Source organism: Myxosarcina sp. GI1 (assembly GCF_000756305.1).
In the GTDB taxonomy this organism is placed as follows: Bacteria; Cyanobacteriota; Cyanobacteriia; order Cyanobacteriales; family Xenococcaceae; genus Myxosarcina.
On the sequence record NZ_JRFE01000017.1, the window covers coordinates 26038 to 47102 of the forward strand.

Annotated in this window: 11 protein-coding genes; all 11 read left to right on the forward strand. The window is 39.1% G+C overall.

Annotated elements, in window-relative coordinates:
* Positions 1–413 precede the first annotated feature (413 nt).
* Positions 414–2342, forward strand: a complete 1929-nt coding sequence (locus tag KV40_RS12995) for a GGDEF domain-containing response regulator (protein ID WP_072013821.1) — start codon at positions 414–416, stop codon at positions 2340–2342.
* 308 nt (positions 2343–2650) lie between these two features.
* The gene (locus KV40_RS13000; RefSeq protein ID WP_036482041.1) at positions 2651–12160 is read left to right on the forward strand and encodes a PAS domain S-box protein; all 9510 of its coding nucleotides are present in this window, start codon (positions 2651–2653) and stop codon (positions 12158–12160) included.
* Between the two features lie 519 nt (positions 12161–12679).
* Positions 12680–14332, forward strand: coding sequence for an ABC transporter substrate-binding protein (locus tag KV40_RS13005; RefSeq protein ID WP_036482044.1), 1653 nt, complete (start codon positions 12680–12682; stop codon positions 14330–14332).
* 64 nt (positions 14333–14396) lie between these two features.
* The gene (ntrB, locus tag KV40_RS13010) at positions 14397–15227 is read left to right on the forward strand and encodes a nitrate ABC transporter permease (protein WP_052055635.1); all 831 of its coding nucleotides are present in this window, start codon (positions 14397–14399) and stop codon (positions 15225–15227) included.
* A complete protein-coding gene (locus KV40_RS13015) occupies positions 15227–16120 on the forward strand; it encodes an ABC transporter ATP-binding protein (protein ID WP_036482046.1) in 894 nt (297 codons plus the stop codon). Before ntrB ends, KV40_RS13015 begins: the two co-directional genes overlap by 1 nt.
* Positions 16121–16273: 153 nt before the next feature.
* The gene (cynS, locus tag KV40_RS13020) at positions 16274–16720 is read left to right on the forward strand and encodes a cyanase (protein WP_036482048.1); all 447 of its coding nucleotides are present in this window, start codon (positions 16274–16276) and stop codon (positions 16718–16720) included.
* A 471-nt stretch (positions 16721–17191) separates the two neighbouring features.
* Positions 17192–18133: a formylglycine-generating enzyme family protein gene (locus KV40_RS13025; protein WP_036482053.1), complete on the forward strand. Its 942-nt coding sequence runs from the start codon at positions 17192–17194 to the stop codon at positions 18131–18133.
* A gap of 51 nt (positions 18134–18184) precedes the next feature.
* Complete coding sequence (gene nthB / locus KV40_RS13030) at positions 18185–18931, forward strand: nitrile hydratase subunit beta (RefSeq protein WP_036482056.1); 747 nt, start codon at positions 18185–18187, stop codon at positions 18929–18931.
* Positions 18932–19005: 74 nt separating this feature from the next.
* Complete coding sequence (gene nthA / locus KV40_RS13035) at positions 19006–19635, forward strand: nitrile hydratase subunit alpha (RefSeq protein ID WP_036482057.1); 630 nt, start codon at positions 19006–19008, stop codon at positions 19633–19635.
* Between the two features lie 58 nt (positions 19636–19693).
* The gene (locus tag KV40_RS13040) at positions 19694–20050 is read left to right on the forward strand and encodes a nitrile hydratase accessory protein (RefSeq protein WP_036482060.1); all 357 of its coding nucleotides are present in this window, start codon (positions 19694–19696) and stop codon (positions 20048–20050) included.
* Entirely contained in the window at positions 20037–21053 is a 1017-nt protein-coding gene (locus KV40_RS13045; protein ID WP_052055613.1) for a GTP-binding protein, read from the forward strand. Before KV40_RS13040 ends, KV40_RS13045 begins: the two co-directional genes overlap by 14 nt.
* Positions 21054–21065: the final 12 nt, after the last annotated feature.

The window sequence follows — 21065 nt, forward strand, 5'->3', positions numbered from 1 at the left end:
TAAAGCTAATTCAATCTCAGTGACTCATACCTCTGGTTTCTTTTAGGAATGACTACAGCATAAGAGTCTTCAAGATTATAACCACCGCTCCGCTCGTACAATCGCAAAACTTTAATTTTTTGTTGATAAATAACCTCTTAAAGAACAAGGAAAGTTTTGTAGTCTATAACTACCTTTAATACTTCTCTTTTCTCTGTTAACCATTGCTGAAGTTGGTAATAAAGATTGGCGTAAGAAGTATATTTTAGTTCTTCGATCTCAGTCACTGTCAGTTGAGTCAAATAATTAATATAATTAATAGCTTATCATCTCAAAAATTAGAATGCCGATAAATAGCTCGCAAACAATAGTTAGTAATAATACGGAAAAAACTATTTGACCTAAATTAATCAACATATTTAAATACAAATATAATGAATAAATCTACGTCCCCTACCCGAGAAAAGTACATTTTAGTCATCGACGACGTAATAGATAACTTAAGACTATTATCAGACATGCTTCGTCAACAAGGGTATGAAGTTCGCTGTGCTAAAAGTGGCAAAGCAGCTTTAAAATCAATATCAGACAAGATTCCCGATCTGGTTTTACTAGATATTCAAATGCCCGAGATGGATGGCTATGAAATATGTCAAAAACTCAAGCTAAAACCAGAAACGTGCAATATACCTGTAATTTTTCTTAGTGCAGAAAACAGTATTGAGAGCAAAATTAAGGGCTTTAAACTAGGGGCAATAGATTATATAATCAAACCATTTCAAATGGAAGAGGTGCTAATTCGAGTACAAAATCAACTTGCCCTTCAATCTGCCAGTGTAGAAATACGTGAATTAAATCGGCAACTACAGGAGCAAGTTTTTAAGGAACAACACCGAACCTATGAACTACAAGAGGTTAACTATAAATTACAACAAGAAATTACGGCTAGGCGCGAAGCAGAACGAAAATTAGCACACGAAGCACTACATGATAGTCTAACTGGTTTGCCTAACCGTAGCTTTTTAATGGAAAGAATAAATCATGCCATCGAGCGTATGAAGCGAAACCCAGACTATGGTTTTGCAGTACTATTTTTAGATTTGAATCGTTTCAAAAATGTTAACGACACTCTGGGGCATAATATTGGGGATAGATTATTAATTGCGTTTGCCAGTTTATTACAAGAAAATGTTCGCAATTTAGATACTGTTGCTCGTCTTGGTGGTGATGAGTTTGTTATTTTATTAGAACAAATTAACTCTCTGAAATATACAATAGTAATCGTCGAACGTATTTTAAAAAATTTACAAAGACCTTTTAACCTCGAAGGAAATTCTTTGGCTGTAAGCACTAGCATTGGTATTACTCTGAGTTCGCCTCAATACGAAAATAGCTCTCAAATTTTGCGAGATGCAGATATTGCGATGTATCAAGCAAAATCTAAGAATAAAAGTCAATATGAAGTTTTCGATCGCTCTATGTATCTGGAAACTTTAACAGTCATGGAGTTGGAAAACGATCTGCGTCAAGCATTACAAAGACAAGAATTTTACCTACACTATCAGCCAATAGTTTCTTTACAAGACAACAAATTAGAGGGATTTGAAGCTTTAATTCGCTGGCAGCATCCTACCAAAGGATTTATTTCTCCTAATAAATTTATTCCGATCGCCGAAGATACGGGTTTAGTTGTACCTATAGGCAACTGGGTATTAAAAGAAGCCTGCCAACAATTAGCCATCTGGCAACAACAGTCAGGTAAAAAGGCAGAGATAAATAAGCTAAAAATTAGTATTAATGTTGCCAGCCAACAATTACAAGAAATAGATTTTGTTCCCAGGTTAGACGAGATTTTGTCTGATACTGGTTTAGATCCTAGCTGTATCAAGCTAGAGATTACCGAGCGAGTTTTAATCGATTCAGCAGAAGTTATTCAAAACAATTTTGCAGAAATCCGCAAAAGAAAAATAAAGTTGAGTATTGATGACTTTGGTACTGGCTATTCTTGTTTGAGTTATTTACATCGCTTGCCAATTGATAATCTAAAAATCGATCGTTCTTTTATCGATGGAATTAACACCGATCGAGAAAACTTAGAAATTGTCAAAACAATTATTACCTTAGCTCATACCCTTGGTATGGATGCGATCGCCGAAGGAATTGAAACTGCGGAACAAGCAGAAAAATTAAAGACTTTAGGTTGTGAAATGGCTCAAGGATATTTCTTTGCCAAACCATTATCTACTCAAGAAATAGAGCTAAAGCTTAATGATTTTATCCGAGGTGACTTTAAAGGCACAACCAAAAATTTTAATAAACCCAAGCTGTTACCTCATTCCAATTTTGTAACAGCAAAGTTCTAAAAAATAAGGGGATTCGAGCGGAAACTACGCTCAAAAGCAACTCCTGACTTGATAATCGAGAAGTAACAACTTAAAAATGGTAATAGTTGCAGGTTTCGAAATGCAGGAGTTAGTAGCTTACTTTTACTTAGAATAACAAAGTAATCTATCAAGTCTTGGCAAGCATTTGCATATTTGCCACTGAGGGGTAAGAAAATTTATCCTAGAAAATTAACCTGTTAAAGATTGGTAGATTAATTGTTAGAAGATAGCTGAATAATTAGTTTAGTGAATGGGAACTATAGGAAAATAGAGATTCACTAATAAAAATGATTGTAGCAGGCTATCGTCAATTAAAATTAATCGCAGAAACAGCTAACTTTAAGATCTATAGAGGCTTTAGAGAACGAGATGGTATCTCCGTAACTCTCAAAATCAACAGAGCGCAACATTCTGCTTTAGAAACGCTTCACCGCTATCGCCAGGAATACGAAATTATTAGTTCTCTAAACGCTCCAGGAATAATTAAAGCTTATGAATTAATATCTCATAGTAATGGAGTGGCGATCGCTTTAGAATACTTTGCCGCAGAATCTCTCAAAAGCCTGTTACAAAAGAGAAAATTCACTGTCAAAGAAGTTTTAAACATAGGTATTCAGATAGCTGCCGCTCTGGCAGAGGTTCATCAGGCTAACATAATTCACAAAGACATTAACCCCAGTAATATTCTCTTTAATAGGCAAACGGAGATTTTAAAGCTAGTAGATTTTGGTATTGCCACACAATTATCTAAAGAACAAAAATCGATTCAGAATTACAACATTTTAGAAGGTACCCTGGCTTATATTTCTCCCGAACAAACAGGTAGGATGAATCGCTGTCTGGACTATCGCAGCGATTACTATTCTTTGGGTGTGACTTTATACGAACTGTTGACTCAAAAATTACCTTTTGCCAGTAAAGAACCACTGGAGTTGATTCACTATCACTTGGCAAAACCACCAGTTCCTCCCGTTCAGATCGATCCCAAGATACCGCAAGTAGTTTCTAAAATAGTAATGAAACTAATGGCAAAAAACGCTGAAGATCGCTATCAAAGTTCGGTAGGTATAAAGCACGATCTAGAAGTTTGTTTGGAGCGACTTAACGATAATGGGGAAGTTCTACAATTTGAATTAGGACAAAAAGATATTTGCGATCGCTTTATTATTCCCGAAAAGCTCTACGGAAGGGAAGCAGAAGTAAAAGTATTACTCGATAGCTTTGAGAGAGTCGCCCAGGGTAATTCGGAATTAATGCTGGTAGCGGGTTTCTCTGGTATTGGTAAGACAGCCCTAATTAATGAAGTCTACAAGCCCATAACCAGACACAAAGGATATTTTATTAAGGGTAAATTCGACCAATTTAATCGCAATATTCCTTTAAGTGCTTTTGTTAAAGCTTTTAGTAGTTTAGTCAAACAATTATTAAGTGAATCAGTCGAAGGATTAAGCCAATGGAAACAAGAAATCTTGGCAGCATTGGGCAACAATGCCAGAGTAATTATTGAGGTTATTCCCGATTTAGAGCTTATTTTGGGCGCACAACCACCCGTTCCACAATTATCTGGCACTGCCGCTCAAAATCGCTTTAATTTGGTTTTCAATAAATTTATCCGAGTTTTTACGAAGAAAGAACATCCTTTAGTAATTTTTCTCGACGATTTGCAGTGGGCAGATTTAGCTTCTCTTAACTTGCTAAAACTATTAATGAGCGAAACAAAAAATAGCTCTTTACTAGTGATTGGTGCTTATCGCGATAACGAAGTATTTGCTGCCCATCCTTTAAACTTGAGTTTAGAAGAAATTACCCGAAAAGCAGTCAAAATCGACACGATCGCTTTGAAACATCTAGTAAAAACAGATATAAACTGTTTAGTTGCAGACGCTCTACTTTGTTCTCAAGCTATTGCTGCTCCTTTGTCAGAGCTAATTTATCAAAAAACTCAGGGTAATCCTTTCTTTACCACTCAGTTTTTAAAAGGACTATATGAAGATGGTCATATTGTTTTCAATCGCAATAAAAATTGTTGGCAGTGCGATCTTTTTCAAATAAGACAACTAGCTCTGACTGAAGATGTAATGGAATTTATGGTAAGTCGCCTACAAAAGCTACCAAAACCAACCCAAGATATCTTGAAGCTAGCTGCCTGTATTGGCGATCGCTTCGATTTAAAGACTTTAGCGATTATTTGTCAACGGTCAGAAGTAGAAGTTACTAACGATTTCTGGTCGGCTTTGCAGGCTAGTTTAATTATTCCCGAAACAGAAATTTATCGTTTATTCGACACAGAAAATGCTTCCCATAAATTTGCAGATTTGACAATTGCCTACCGTTTTTTACACGATCGCGTTCAGCAAGCCGCTTATTGTCTTATACCTGAAGCGCGAAGGCAGGACATTCATTACCAAGTAGGACGATTACTGCTCGCTAATTCTACCAATGAAGAACGGGAAGAACGGCTGTTTGAAATTGTCAATCATTTAAATATAGGTATCGCTCTAATTACCCAACCCCAGGAAAGAGACGATTTAGCAAATTCAAATCTGGCAGCAGGACGAAAAGCTAAGTCATCTACTGCTTATGGTACTGCAATTACTTATTTCTCTACTGGAATTGACTTATTGCCCGAAAATGCCTGGGACACCCACTATTCTCTAATGCTATCCCTGCATGAAGAAATTGTTGAAGCAAGCTATCTCAATACCGATTTCGAGCGGTTGGAACAGTTCGCAAATTTAGTATTGAACCATGCTAAAATCTCGCTCGATACTATCAAAGTCCAGCAAATCAAAATTATCGGTACTAAAACCCAGGGACAGCTTTTGGAGTCGATCGCCATTGGGTTGCAGGTATTAAAAATTTTGGGAATTGAATTTCCGCAACACTCCACTCAAGAAGATATTAGGCAGGCATTTGAGACAACTAAAGCCTTATGGATAGATAAATCTCCCCAGAGCTTACTAGATTTACCCGTGATGGAAGATCCTTTGTTGTTAGCTGCAATGGAGATACTGACAGTTTTAGTATCTCCTGCTTATATAGCAGCACCCAACTTGATGCCCTTGTTCATTTTTAAGCAAGTAGAACTCTCCATTCAATCGGGTAATTCTCATGTATCTGTTATGTCTTACAGTGATTATGGTTTGATTCTATGTGGGATTATTGGAGATTACGAGAATGGTTATGAATTCGGACAATTAGCCTTGAGTTTACTGGAAAAACTCCAGACAAAAACCTTTAAGTGTCGCTGTTGGTTTGTCGTTTATACATATATCGAACACTGGAAAACCCGCCTGTCGGAAATACTTTCTTCTTTACTGGAAACCTATCATAGTGGGTTGGAAATTGGCGACATTGAAAACCTTAGTTTAAGCGCGTTTAGTTTTGGTCAATATGCTTATTATTCAGGGCAAGACTTAGGAGAACTTGTTCTGACAATGGAGGATTATCGGCAAGTCATCGTTCGCTACAAGCAAGCATTCTGCCTACCCTTTCAAGAAATATATCAACAAACCGTTCTTAATTTACTGGGGCAGAGTGAAACACCTCACCTATTGACTGGAGAAATTTTCGACCGAGAAAACTCTCTTGCTAAACTACAGGCAAGCAATCATCGAGCAGCATTATTTCACTGGCATGCAAACCAAGCTATTCTGGCATATATGTTCGATCGCACTGCTGAGGCGGTTATATTTTCTGCCGAGACAGCCCAATATTTCGATGGTGGTGTAGGGTCGTTTCAGACTGTACTTTATTCTTGGTACGATGCCTTAATTCAACTTGCTCGATTCGCAGACATCATAGAACCAGAAGAACGCCAGTCGCTCCTGCTTAAAGTGCAACAGCAGCAAGAAAAACTTCACCACTGGGCAGCTTTGGCTCCCATGAATCATCAACATCGCTGGGAACTAGTAGAGGCAGAACGGTGTCGGGTTCTCGGCAAGCAATATGAAGCTGGAGATTTTTACGATCGCGCCATTGCCAGTGCCAAAGCAAATGGTTTCATTCAAGACGAAGCTCTGGCAAACGAACTGGCAGCTAAGTTTTATCTCAACTGGAGCAAAGAAAAAGTAGCAGCAGGCTATATGCAGGAAGCTTATTATTGTTATGTCCTATGGGGGGCAAAAGCAAAAATCGACTATTTAAAACAGCATTATTCCGAATTACTACGTCCAATCCTACAACTAAAAGCCCAGGCATTTAATTCCTTACAAGCCCTGTCATTACTATCTACTGCTAGTAACTCCAATTATTTATCTGATTCCGAACAGACTAATTATAGTTTTAATGAGGCTTTCGATTTAACTAATATTCTTAAATCGGCACAAGTTCTAACAGAAACCCTCGAACTCGATGAGTTATTAAATAAACTAAGTCAAATTATACTTCAAAATTCAGGTAGCGATCGCCTGATTTTGGCTTTAGAAAATAATCCTGGGGACTGGCAAATTAACCTCATTGCCGATACAGAAAATATAGAATTTGTGGTTCAATCCTTAGAGTCAAGTTCTAACAATCCAGTACGATTAATCAATTATGTTAAAAACACTCAAAAAATAGTCTTAGTTAATAATCTAGAAACCGATCTGCCTATTATTGATAATTATTTACTAGAGCAAAAACCCCAAAGTATTTTGGCTTTACCTCTCAGACACCAAAAGAAATTAATTGGAGTTTTGTATTTACACGCTTCTAGCATTAAAGGTTTGTTCGATCTCGAAAAAACGATTGTTTTAGAATTTCTCTGTTCTCAAGCAGCGGTCGCCATTCACAATGCTCGTCTGTTTGCCGATGCCAAGCTCAAATCTAAAGCGATTGAATCTTCAGTAGATGGCATAGCCATGTTGCAAGATGGTAAGTTTGAATATTTGAACCAAAGTCATATTTCACTGTTTGGTTATGAAAAAAATGAACTCGTCGGGCAATCCTGGGAAATTCTTTATTCTCCAGAAGAAGTAAAGCGTTTTCAGCAAGAAGTTTTTCCAATCTTAGCTAATTCTAAAACCTGGAGTGGAGAAGCAACTGCACTACGTAAGGATGGTAGTAGCTTTATCCAGGAAGTAAGTTTATTTTCTCTCGATGAAAATAAATTAATTTGTATCTGTCGGGATATTAGCGATCGCAAAAGAACTGAAAAATCGCTAAGTTTAACCCAATTTGCAGTAGATAATTCAGCAACTAATATTTTCTGGATCGACTATGAGGGTCGTTTGATTAACTTTAATAAATCGGCTTGTTCGACTCATGGCTACAGTCGTGATGAATTACAAGAACTTTATGTTTGGGATATCAATCCCGATTTACAACCTCATGAATGGTCTGATTATTGGCAAGAAATAAAGCAAAAAACTTTTATCAGAATTGAAGTTTATCACCAACATAAAAATGGCACAGTTTTTCCCGTTGAAATTATTAGTAATTATCTAGAGTATGAAGGAGAAGGGTTTGCCTATGCTCAAGTACAAGATATTAGCGATCGCAAACAACTCCAACAACAGCAACAACAACTTATAGATATTTTAGAAGCCACAACGGACTTTATTGGTACCAGTACTCCTGATGGAAAAATAACTTGGCTCAATCAGCCTCTACAAGCTCTTAATCCCGATTTAGACTATAAAAACAACGATGTATATTTTCCAGTTTTTCATCCCGACTGGATAAGCCAAAAAATATTTAATGAAGGCGTACCGATTGCAGTCGAACGGGGAACTTGGTCGGGAGAAGCCGCACTGATCGATTGCGATGGCAGGGAAATTTCCGTATCACAAGTCATAATCGCTCATAAAAAACCTGACGGTACTTTAGTAAATTTATCGACGATTATGCGAGATATAAGCGATCGCAAAGCTGCCGAGCAATTACTTCAAGAGAATGAAAATAAGTTCCGCACCTTAGTGTCTAATATTGATGGTGCAGTTTATCGTTGCAAATACGATTGGGATTTAACTGCGGATTATATTAGTCCTTTCGTTGAGGAGTTAACTGGTTATCCAGCAGATGACTTTATTAATAATCGTATTAGAACTTATACAAGCATTATTCATCCTGAAGATCGAGAACATCTTTTGCAGGAAATGGGAAAAGCCATAAAGAACCGTCAATCATTCGATGTTCAATATCGTATAATACACCGCAATGGCAATATTTGCTGGCATTCTGAGAAAGGAAAAGGTATTTACGACCGAGATGGTCAATTGCAATTCTTAGAAGGGGTTATTTTTGATATCAGCGATCGCAAAAAAGCCGAACAAGAACTAAAATTTGCCAAATTTACTTTGGATAATTTTGCCGATCATATTCTCGTTCTCAAGTTAAATGCTCAAATCATCGATGCCAACCCAGCTTGTTGTAACAGCTTGGGATATTCTCACTCAGAATTGTGTTCTCTACGTTTGTACGATATTTGTCCCGAAGCCGAAAATGATTGGAACGAAGTTAGTCAAGTGATTAAGCATAATCGTAACTTGTATTTGGAATCTTACCACCAAAAAAAATCGGGGGAAACATTTCCAATAGAAATTTCGGCTAACTATCTCGAATACTTAGGTGAAGAATACATAGTTGGCATTATTAGAGATATCAGCGATCGTAAAAAATTAGAACAAGAACAAGAACAACTTACTACTATTTTAGAAACCACTTCAGATTATATTGGGATTGCCAATCTCGAAGGCAAAATTATCTGGATGAATAAACAATTCAGGGAACTACGCAAAGATTTAATCGAGCGAGAAACAAGCATCAAAATAACTTCATGTCATCCTGAGTGGGCTAATCAGATGTATCGAGAAGAAGCTTTTCCTACTGCAATGCAAGAAGGTACGTGGTCGGGAGAAGCTGCTATCCTCACTGAAGAAGGCAAGGAAATTCCCGTATCGCAAGTCATCATCGCTCGTAAAAAACCTGACGGCACAGTCGAAAGTTTATCGACGATTATGCGAAATATTTCGGCACAAAAACGGACTGAAACAATTCTAAAACTCAAACAAAATCATTTAACAGCACTACTGAATAACATTCCTCATATTACTTGGCTTAAAGATGAAGAAAGCCGATTTATTAATGTCAATCAAGCTTTTGCTGATGCTTGTGGCTTAAACATCGAAGAGATAGTAGGTAGAACAGATTTTGATATTTGGACTGGAAAACTAGCGCAGCAATATATTAACGACGACCGAATGGTACTTCAATCTGGTCAACGAAAGGTCGTAGAAGAGAAACTCATACAGCAAGATAAAATAGAAAGATGGCTCGAAACTTCTAAAACCCCTTTTCGAGATGCAGAAGGAAATGTGGCTGGAACTGTGGGCATTGCGGTAGATGTTACTGATTACAAACTTACGCAAGAGAAGCTATTTCGATCGCAACAACTATTACAAACTGTTTTAAACACAATTACCAAGTCAGTTTTTTGGAAAGACCGTAATTTAACATATATTGGCTGCAATAAAGGCTTTGCCAAACTTGTGGAACTTAGTTCTCCCGACGAAATTATTGGTAAAACTGACTACGATTTACCTTGGACAGAGAAGCAGTTAGTCTCTTATGTAGAAAGAGATCGCAACATTATTTCTAGTGGACAAGCCGAACTGAGCGTAGTGGAGACGCACATTACTGCCGAAGGAATAGAAATTGTACTCGAAGCTAACAAATCTCCTTTGCTTGATGAAAACGGCAACGTAATCGGTATTCTGGGAACTTTGAGAGATATTACCCAACAAAAACAAGCAGAGAAAACCCTAAAAAATATTAATGAAGAATTAGAAGCTAGAGTTGCCAGGCGCACCTTTGACCTCGAACAAACCAATCAGGCTTTAGCTCAAGCCAAGCAAAAAGTTGAAAAGGTTAATGAATACGAACGAGCTTTGAATGAAATTATCAAAAATATTCGTCAAAGTTTGGATATTGAAGAAATTTTTCAAGTCACTACCTCACAAGTAAGAACAATTCTTCAATGCGAACGAATAATTATCTATCGATTCAACATAGATCGGAGCGGTAAATTCATTCACGAATCTAGAAAAGACGGCTGGTTTCCATTAATTACTAACGCTCGTCAAGCAGAATGGAATGATTCTTTTTTAATGAACCAAGAAGAAAATAACTACAATTTTTTTGCTGATGTTTATAAGGTTGACGATATTTGCAAGACAGAGCCTTCTCTATGTAATATAGAAGACCTAGAAAAATTTCACATTAGAGCTTATTTAAAAGTACCAATTTTTGTAGGTGAAAGAATCTGGGGTTTACTAGCTGCTTATCAACATTCTCAACCCAGGGAATGGCAGCCAGAGGAAGTTAAACTTCTGCAACAAGTAAGTAGTCATTTGGGTGTGGCAATTAAACAGTCAGAGCTTTTTCAAGAAATGATAAAAGCCAAAGAAAAAGCAGAAGTAGCCAATCAAGCTAAAAGTACCTTTCTTGCTAATATGAGCCACGAACTGCGTACACCACTAAATGCAATTCTCGGTTTTACTCAAATTCTGCAAAAAGATCGATCTGCTACTGATTATCAACAACAAAAATTAGCAACTATTTATCGCAGTGGAGAACATCTACTCAATCTAATAAACGATGTTCTCGATATGTCCAAAATTGAAGCAGGAAGAATGATTTTGAACTCAACTAGCTTCAATTTTCTCCAAATGCTCGACAATATCCGAGAAATGTTACAAATTAAAGCTCGACAGAAAAACTTGCTCTTTTTATTTGAACTTCACCCAGATACTCCTCAATATATTTGTATTGACGAACAAAAACTACGTCAGGTAATTATCAATCTTTTGAGCAATGCTATTAAGTTTACTGAGGAAGGAAAGATAGTTTTGAGGGTAAAACCAGATTCTGGCGATCGCCAAATACTATTATTTGAAGTTGAGGATACTGGCAAAGGTATAGCCGAAGAAGATATAGAACTTCTGTTTAACGCCTTCATACAAACTAGAACGGGTAGACAATTCCAAGAGGGAACGGGACTTGGTTTAGCCATTAGTCGTCAATTCGTTCGATTAATGGGAGGAGATATCAGCGTTAGCAGCCAGGTAGGAAAAGGTTCGATATTTAAATTCAATATAGTTACAGAACCAGTTAGAGAAACAGAAATAACAGTTAATCCTACCAGTCAACAAGTCATTGGTCTAGCACCCGACCGCTCTACATACCGTATTTTAATAGTCGATGATGTTGCAGAAAATAGAGAAATATTACAGCAGATTTTAGGGGATTTAGGTTTTGAACTGCAAGAAGCAGTTAACGGAGCAGAAGCCTTAGATATAGCCCAAGCCTGGCAACCAGATTTAATTTGCATGGATATGCGGATGCCTGTCATGAATGGTTACGAAGCTACTCAAAGGCTTAAAGCGAATCCAACTACTAAAAATATTAAAATAATTGCTCTCACAGCATCTAGTTTTGAAGAAGAGCAAACAATAATTATAGCCTCTGGTTGCGATGATTTTATCGCCAAACCATTTAGAGAGGCAGCTTTGCTAGAGAAGATAGCCAAACATTTGGGAGTAAGTTATGTATATGAAACTGAAGCCAGCTCTGAGATGGCGACAAATAATGCCTCATCTCTAGAGGAGTTTATCTTAGAACCAGATACACTAAAAGTTATGCCTGAAGAATGGCTAACACAGCTAGAGCAAGCTGCCAATGCTTTAGACGAAAAGAAACTAAATAATCTGTTAGATGTAATCAGGCAAGAACACCCTCTTTTAGCCGAAGCAATTAAAAATGAGATCGATAAATTTGAATTTGACAACATCGCCGAACTAGCAAAAAAAGTTCGTTAGTTATATAGTCGCGTCCTCATACTAAACCTAGCTTGAAAATAGACAATTAAGCAAAGTTCAAGAACTCAGTTCATGAGAGTCAGTTATATTCCATCGCTGGTACATACAACCGTTGAAGTAAATAAATGTCACGGCGAACCCTGTGGAGATTATTTTATACTAATTTTCTAGTATAAAACACTACAAAAACTTAAAACAATAGCATTAATTTCATACAAAACAATCTAAAAAAAATCCTATTTTTGCCAAAACTTGTTTGATGAAAATAGCAAAATCAATTGGTAATATGTACGCAAGTCAAACATTATTAGTGCGTAAATGCCTGTCAAATAAAAGGTTGCACGTAGTAAGATCTAGCGATCGACTAAAAAACGACGCAAGAGATCTAACAGAAAACCCTATTGATAAAGCCTATTAAATACATTTAGTAAATCTTTAATTAGCATTACGTATCATCGGCTACTAAAGTTTTGTAGACAAAAATTTTAAGTTAATTAAGTCAGAGTATTTATTATAGTTATGGTCATTTCCTCAACAACAAACGCAACAAATAAATGGGGTAATCTCGACTCCCAAAGGGGAAATCTCAGTGAATTAGATTTGTGGTGTATGGTCTGCGGTGGTTTTCACATGACTGCCGAGCACTGGAAGTTTATGGCGGAAGATATGCCTCAAGATCCAGTGGAGATGATCGACGACCTGATTAAAATGGGGGTTTATAAGCCAGATGTCTTTAAGGCAGCAGATGCGGTTAATGCTGCCGATTTGCGTAAAAACCTGTTGCTTAAAGTGGCGGGTAAAGGCGATCCCAAACGAGAAAGACTGGTATTAGAATTAGCCAGACAGGCAGGAGGTATTGAAAATGCTTTTGCCGCTGCGTTTGGTCCCAAGGCAGGAGAATTCTTTGGCGATGTAGTGCATTACGGTCAGTTCAGTCGCCGTCGCTTTTTGAAGAATTTAGCGGTTGGTGCAGCTTTAGTAACTTTGGCAAATTGCGCTCCTAATAACAATGGAGGAGAACAAGCTGCAACGGAAGATTCTCCACCGCCCGAAGGAACAGAAAATCTCGAAAAGAAAGACTTAAGGATTGGCTTTATTCCTATTACCTGCGCTACGCCAATTATTATGTCCGAACCGTTAGGCTTTTATTCTAAGTATGGTTTTAATGCTGAAGTAGTAAAAATGCCCAGTTGGGGAGCGGTTCGCGATTCGGCGATCGCAGGGGAACTAGATGCCTATCACATGCTGGCACCAATGCCCATTGCTATGACTTTAGGTTTGGGTTCGGCATCTTTTGGCGTGAAGTTAGCCAGCATTGAAAATATTAACGGTCAGGCAATTACCGTTGCTAACAGACATAAGGGAAAAGTAAACGGTCCTGCCGACTTTAAAGGCTTTGTTATGGGCGTGCCGTTCCCCTATTCGATGCACAATCTTCTGTTAAGGTACTATTTGGCGACAGGGGGCATAGACCCAGATAAAGATGTCAAAATTCGCCCCGTACCGCCACCAGACAGTATCGCTCAGTTAGTGGCGGGAGATATCGACGCTTATCTGATGCCCGATCCGTTCAATCAGCGGGCGGTGTATGAGGAAGTGGGATACATTCACAAACTCACCAAAGAATTATGGCCTGGTCATCCCTGCTGTGCCTTTGCCGCCAGCGATGCCTGGATCGAACAAAATCCCAATACTTTTAGGGCATTAAATAAATCGATTATTGAAGCGGCTGGCTACGCTCAAGATCCTGCCAACCGTCCTGAAATTGCTAAGGCGATTTCCGAACGAGCCTTTCTCAATCAGCCTGTAGAAGTGGTAGAAGCGGTTCTTACAGGCAATTTTGATGACGGTCAGGGCAATAGTCGAGAAATACCCGATCGCATTGCTTTCGATCCCTATCCCTGGCAGAGCTTTGCCAACTGGATTTCTTCTCAGTTAGTAAGGTGGGATTTACAGGGAAGTGGAGAAGTTAAAGAGGTCTTAGGTGAAGGTAAGTATGACGAAGTAGGTCAAGAGATTTTCTTAACTGACGTAGCTAGAGAATTAGCCCAAGAACTAGGGCAGACACCTCCAGAGGATATCTATCGTACTGAAAAACTAGAGTTCGACACCTTCGATCCCGAAAATCCCCAGCAATACGTCCAACAGCAAATTGATAAATACGGCGTTTAATCATTGAGCATTGAACATTAAACAGTGATAAATGAAAAATATTAAATGCTAAATGGTAAATGAAATGACCGCAGTACAAAAAGGAACAATACAAAGCGATCGCGAGAGTAACTTCCTCGAAAATGAGAATGTTAGAGCTTTACTGCTGTTTTTACTCTCATTAGTCCTATTTCTAGGGCTTTGGGAAATTGGGGCGAGAATGAAAATTTTGTCCAAAGGGTTTCCTACTGCCACTCTAACTATCCAGGAATTATGGTATTGGGTTACACATCCTTTTTATAACAATGGTCCCAACGACTTGGGAATTGGCTGGAACCTATTAATAAGCTTGAGAAGAGTTGCGATTGGTTATACCATAGCTTCAGTTATCGCCGTACCATTAGGTATTTTGGTAGGCATTTCTCAAGTAGCTTTCAAAGCCTTCAACCCTTATTTCCAACTGCTAAAACCCGTATCGCCTCTAGCGTGGCTACCTATAGGTCTATATTTATTCCGCGACTCGGAAATGACGGGGGTGTTTATTATTGCGATCGCCAGCATTTGGCCTACCCTTAATAACACCGCCTTTGGAGTTGCTAACGTCAGTTCCGACTATCTCGATGTTGCTAAAACTTTGGGTGCATCTAAGTGGCGGACAATTTTCAAAGTTATTATTCCTGCGGCATTACCCAATATTATTTCTGGGTTACGTATCAGCATGGGTATTGCCTGGCTGGTAATTGTAGCGGCAGAAATGTTGTTGGGTACTGGTTTGGGCTACTTTATCTGGAATGAGTGGAACAATCTTTATATCCCGAATATTTTTGTAACTATCTTCATTATTGGCATTGTGGGCGTTATCCTCGACCAAATCTTTGCTTATTTAGAAAAATTAGTATCTTTTGGTAAAAAATAATGACCACTAACACTTCTCTCAACTCAAACCACGCCGATACTGTGACTGCAGACAGTGACACTACCTATCAAATTTCCCTACGGGATGTTTCTAAAACCTTTTCTGGTAAAAATGGCTGGTTAGATAAGCTGACAGGCAAAAGTAAATCGGATTTTACGGCTATTGAGAATATCAATCTTAATATCGAACATAATACCTTTGTTACGATTATCGGTCCTTCTGGCTGTGGTAAATCGACCATGCTCGATATTATTGCAGGATTGAGTCAGGCAACCACTGGCACTGTGGCTATAAACGGCAATGTAGTAAATAAACCAGGTCCCGATCGCGGTATGGTATTTCAAAATTATGCCCTAATGCCCTGGATGACGGTACAGGATAACATCGGTTTTGCCGTTAGAACGGTTTATCCTAAGATGTCGGTCAAACAGCAGCAGCGAGTTATCAAAGAAAACATTCAGCTTGTCGGCTTAACTGGTGCCGAAACCAAACATCCCCACGAACTATCGGGAGGAATGCGGCAAAGAGTAGGGATTGCTAGAGCTTTGGCGATAAATCCTCAGATCTTACTTATGGATGAGCCATTTGGCGCGTTGGATGCCCTAACTCGCGGCTTTCTACAAGATGAAATCGAGCGGATTTGGGAACAGCAGCGCAAAACCGCGATTATGATTACCCACAGCATCGACGAAGCTTTATTGCTATCCGATCGCATCGCCATGATGACCAAAGGACCAGCAGCCAAAATTGCCACAGTTCTAGAAGTGCCTTTTCCCCGTCCCCGCGACCGCGCAGAAGTAGAAAATCATCCCGACTATCTAAAGTTGAAACAAGAAATGGAAGACCATTTGTATCGCGAAACCAAAGCAGTAGAAGAGGCGAGGATTAGGTAAGAGACAGCTTTTGAGTTCAGAATTCGGAATTCGGAATTCGGAATATAGCGACTGCCATGTTTTCTCAGAAAACACATCATTTGTTCGGAATTCAAAGTTTTTTAACTACGAACTACGAACTGCTAACTACTAACTATTAATAGGAATTAAATTATGAAAGAATTTCCCGAAATCACCCAAAAACTACTAGCAGCAAAAAAAGACAAAGGTATGACCTTTAAAGATCTTGAAAAAGCTGTAGGCATGGACGAAACCTGGATTGCTTCAGTGATCTATCGTCAAGCCAGTGCCAGCATGGACGAAGCCACCAAAATTGTTACGGCTTTAGGTTTACCCGAATCTTTGGCAGAACCTCTAACCATTCCACCTTTAAAAGGTTCTCTCGATCCTTTAATTCCCACCGACCCATTGATCTATCGTTTTTACGAAATCATGCAAGTCTACGGAATGCCAGTTAAAGCTGTGGTTCACGAAAAGTTTGGCGACGGCATTATGAGTGCCATTGACTTTTCTATTGAAGTCGAAAAAGTGGAAGATCCTAAAGGCGATCGCGTACAAATAGTTATGTGCGGTAAGTTCTTACCTTACAAGAAGTGGTAAATTAACACTACTAACTACTAAAAAATAGTACGTTGCAAGTTAGGGCAATTAGTTGTTCTAACTTGTTTTATTATAAAAATTGAAAAGAAATATAATAAATATCTATTTTAATAACAATAAGGTTGCAGTTTGGTAAATACTTTAAAGGCAAAACAAAAATTCAAATAATCTATTAAATTTAAAAGTTAACAGTTTTTTACACAAATCTATTCTTTTTAGTATCTTCAGCTACATTTCGCTGTACTTTTTTATTATTAACTAAATAAAAACAACAACGAATAAGTTTTTATTTTATTCAATTAAATTATATATTTTATGTTTGACAAAAGTACGCCAAAAAGCATTTAATTTTAGCTTTTTTGTTTTAAATATAGTTTAAATTAGTTGGCAATTAAAAACAAGAAAATCAAGCAAGCGTCATCTTATAAGTTTTAAAAAACCGATTTTTAACATTAGAGAATCATGCTTAAAATGAAAAGACGTAACTTTTTTAAACTAACGAGTTATGGTGGAGCAGGTTTGACAACGGCGGTTTGTGGAAGTCGTGCTTTAGCTACTGCCCCTAGTTCAAATTTGAATTTGCCCTCCTTCGATTTTGCAACCATTAAAATCGATCGCCAGGGACAGATCGAGCAACAGACCTATCATCAAGCTAATCTTTATACCGAAAGCTTGGGAAACTATCAAACTCTGGCTATGGTGGCGATTCCAGAGGGCAAATTTCTCATGGGTTCATCTACCAAAGAAAAATTCAGCAGCGATCGCGAACGTCCTCAACATCAGGTTCGAGTACCAAAATTTTTGTTAGGTAAGTATTCCGTAACACAGGCACAATGGCGCACTGTAGCTAATTTGCCCCAGGTAAAACGGCAACTAAACCCCAATCCCTCACATTTCCAAGGCGATCGCCTGCCTGTAGAATGTGTTTCCTGGTTAGACGCAGTAGAGTTTTGCGATCGCCTAACTCAATATACTGGCAAACCATACCGCTTACCGAGCGAAGCAGAGTGGGAATATGCTTGTAGAGCAAATACTCAAACTCCTTTTAGTTATGGCGATACCGTCACTGGAAACTTAGCCGACTATGCCAGCACCTTTGCTTATGCCTCAGAAACAGGGATTCCCTATCGCCATCAAACCACTGAAGTAGGTAGCTTTATGCCCAATGCTTTTGGTTTATATGACCTACACGGCAATGTCAGAGAGTGGTGTGCCGATGTTTGGCACGAAAACTATCGCGGCGCACCAAGTAACGGTAAAGCTTGGGCAACAGGCGGTAAATCGGAATGTCGTATTCTACGGGGTGGTTCTTGGGCAAACAAACCATCTCACTGTCGTTCGGCGCATCGTTCGGGTTATCCAGCAGATTCTTTAAATCGAGCGATCGGGTTTCGTGTTGCAATGAATATTTAAACAGCGATAGCTACTAACTACTACTCCACTTACCACTAACAATTGTACGAAATGAAACTACAGCACAATCTAGCAGGACTAGAAGGTCTAGGAGAAATCGATTTTCAAAAGCGAGTGTTTGTCGTTCCCTGGGAAGAACGAATTTTTGGCATTCACGTCGCGATGATGGGTTTGAGTAACCATCTAGAAGCAGTCGCCATACCAGATTACTCTATGAGTAATGTACCTACTGCTTTTGACAGTACCTGGACTTGGGGTCATCTACGCATGGGTGCTGAGGCAATGAACCCCTTTGACTATTTTAAATATCGCTATTACGAGAAATGGTTGGGGGGTATATCTGGCTTTTTTATTGATGAAGGCTATATTACCGAAGAAGAACTGGATGCCAAAACTGCACTATATCTGGAAGATGGAAATTTAGGCAATGCACCCTTACCGCAAAAACAAGCCGTAGCGATTGACGAACAGGTGATTAAATATCTGCGTGAAGGAGATTCTCCCCAGAGAAATGTAGAAGTTACGCCAAAATTTGCGGTAGGAGACAAAATTCGCGTAAAAGATACTCCACCTACAGATCACACTCGCTTACCAGGAAACTTACGGGGCAAAATCGGCACCATCGATGTCGTTTACGACGCACCCTATACTTATTTTTTCTCTACTACCGATGGTTTGGGCGAACCAATGCCAGTCTATAACGTCAAGTTTGAAGCCACCGCGTTGTGGGGAGAAATGGCAGAACCAAATAACGTTTACTACAACGATTTATTTGAAACCTATTTGGAAGCAGCATAAAGAATAATTTTCATTTTTTGTTCCCTGTTGCCTATACCCTAAATCCCTCTAAATGAATGAAGGAGCAATGATATATGACCGAGTACAACGGCTTTAGTTACGATAGCGATCGCGAAATTTATAGTGCCGCTCGCGTTCGCGCTTTAGAATCTCTGTTAATTGAAAAAGGCATTATCTCTGGTGAAACCGTCGATAAAGTTCTCAACTACTTTGAGACGGAAATGGGACCCTTCAACGGAGCAAAAATTGTGGCAAAAGCCTGGACTAACCCCGAATTTAAAGCCAGTCTCTTAGAGAACTGTAACGCAGCGGTTTCTAACATCGGTTTGCCGCCTGGAATGTCTGGTGCCGAAGGGGAACACATGAAAATAGTCGAAAACACTCCCGAAGTCCATAACCTGATTATCTGTACTCTTTGTTCCTGCTATCCATGGCCCACCTTGGGTTTACCCCCGTATTGGTATAAAGATCCTACCTTTCGCGCTAGAGCCGCTAGAGAGCCAAGAGCCGTACTCAAAGAATTTGGCGTGGATTTAGGCGACGATGTAACAATTCACGTCTGGGATAGTAGCGCGCAGATTCGCTGGTTTGTCTTGCCCCAAAGACCTACTGGTACGGAAGGCATGAGCGAAGCAGAATTAGCCGCTTTAGTTACCCCAGAAGCGATGATGGGTGTAGCTTTAGTTGAATCGCCCTCAGCATAGACAGAATATAGATTACAACTAACCACTAACCACTAACTACTAACTACTAACTACCAAGATGCAACTAAAATTCGAGCATTTTGCCGCAACTACTCTAATGGGTAGCGAAGAATCACCACCCAGAAACAATGGCGAACTCAAGTTCGATCGCGACTGGGAAGGTTTGGCTTTCGGTATGGCACTGGCTTTAGCCAAACAAGGTCACTATGAATGGGAAGACTTTCGCCAAGAATTAATTGCTTCGATCGCCGAATGGGAGTCAAAACACGATCGCAACGATCCGAGTTGGGATTACTATCAGCGTTGGTTAGAGGCTTTAGAACAAATGGCAATTGAGGCAGAACTAATTGACCCTGCCGAATTAGAACGACGCACCAATGAGATAATTCATTGTCAGCATCATGAGACGAAGTAATCGACTTACGGAGCGCACAAGCTCCGCCTTAAAAAGACGGAGACGGCTCCTTAACAAAATACCCGTAACCGTCCTGACGGGATATTTAGGAGCGGGTAAAACCACTTTGCTAAATTACATCCTGACACAAAAGCACGGTCAGAAAATAGCGGTCATCGTTAATGAGTTTGGCGAAATTGGGATCGACAATCAGTTAGTTATCGATGCCGACGAAGAAATCTTGGAAATGAACAACGGCTGCATCTGCTGTACCGTAAGGGGCGATTTGATTCGTTTGATAGGTAAATTGTTAGAACATCGCGACCGTTTCGACTGTATAGTAATTGAAACCACTGGGCTTGCCGACCCCGCACCAGTAATTCAATCTTTTTTTGTCGATGAAATTTTATATAAACAAACCCAATTAGATGCTATTGTTACCGTGGTCGATGCCAAACATATACAAGTCCATTGGGATAGCGATGAAGCACAGGAACAAATTGCTTTTGCCGATGTAATTTTACTCAATAAAACAGACTTAGTTACAGTCGAAGTAGTAAGAGAATTAACTAATAAGATTCGCAGTATGAATGCGATCGCGCAATTTCACCCTACCCAAAACTGCAACATCGACATTAATTCAATTTTGAACAGACAAGCATTCGATCTCAAAAACGCTCTGGCGATCGATCCCCAATTTCTAGAAGAAGACGCACACCAACACGATGAATCGGTTGGTTCTATTGCCATCAGCCATACAGGTGTAGTCAATAGCGAACGGTTAAATCGCTGGCTTTACCAATTAGTACAGGCGATCGGACAGGATATTTTTCGCATGAAAGGTATCCTCAACGTTGATGATGAAGACCGACGCTTTGTCTTTCAGGGTGTACACATGACATTGGATGGTAGACCAGGAAAACCCTGGAAACCAGATGAAATCAAAACCAACGAACTAGTATTTATCGGACGCAACCTCAACGAGTCCCAACTGAGAGAAGGCTTTCTAACTTGTTTAGTTTAAAGAAATACAAAC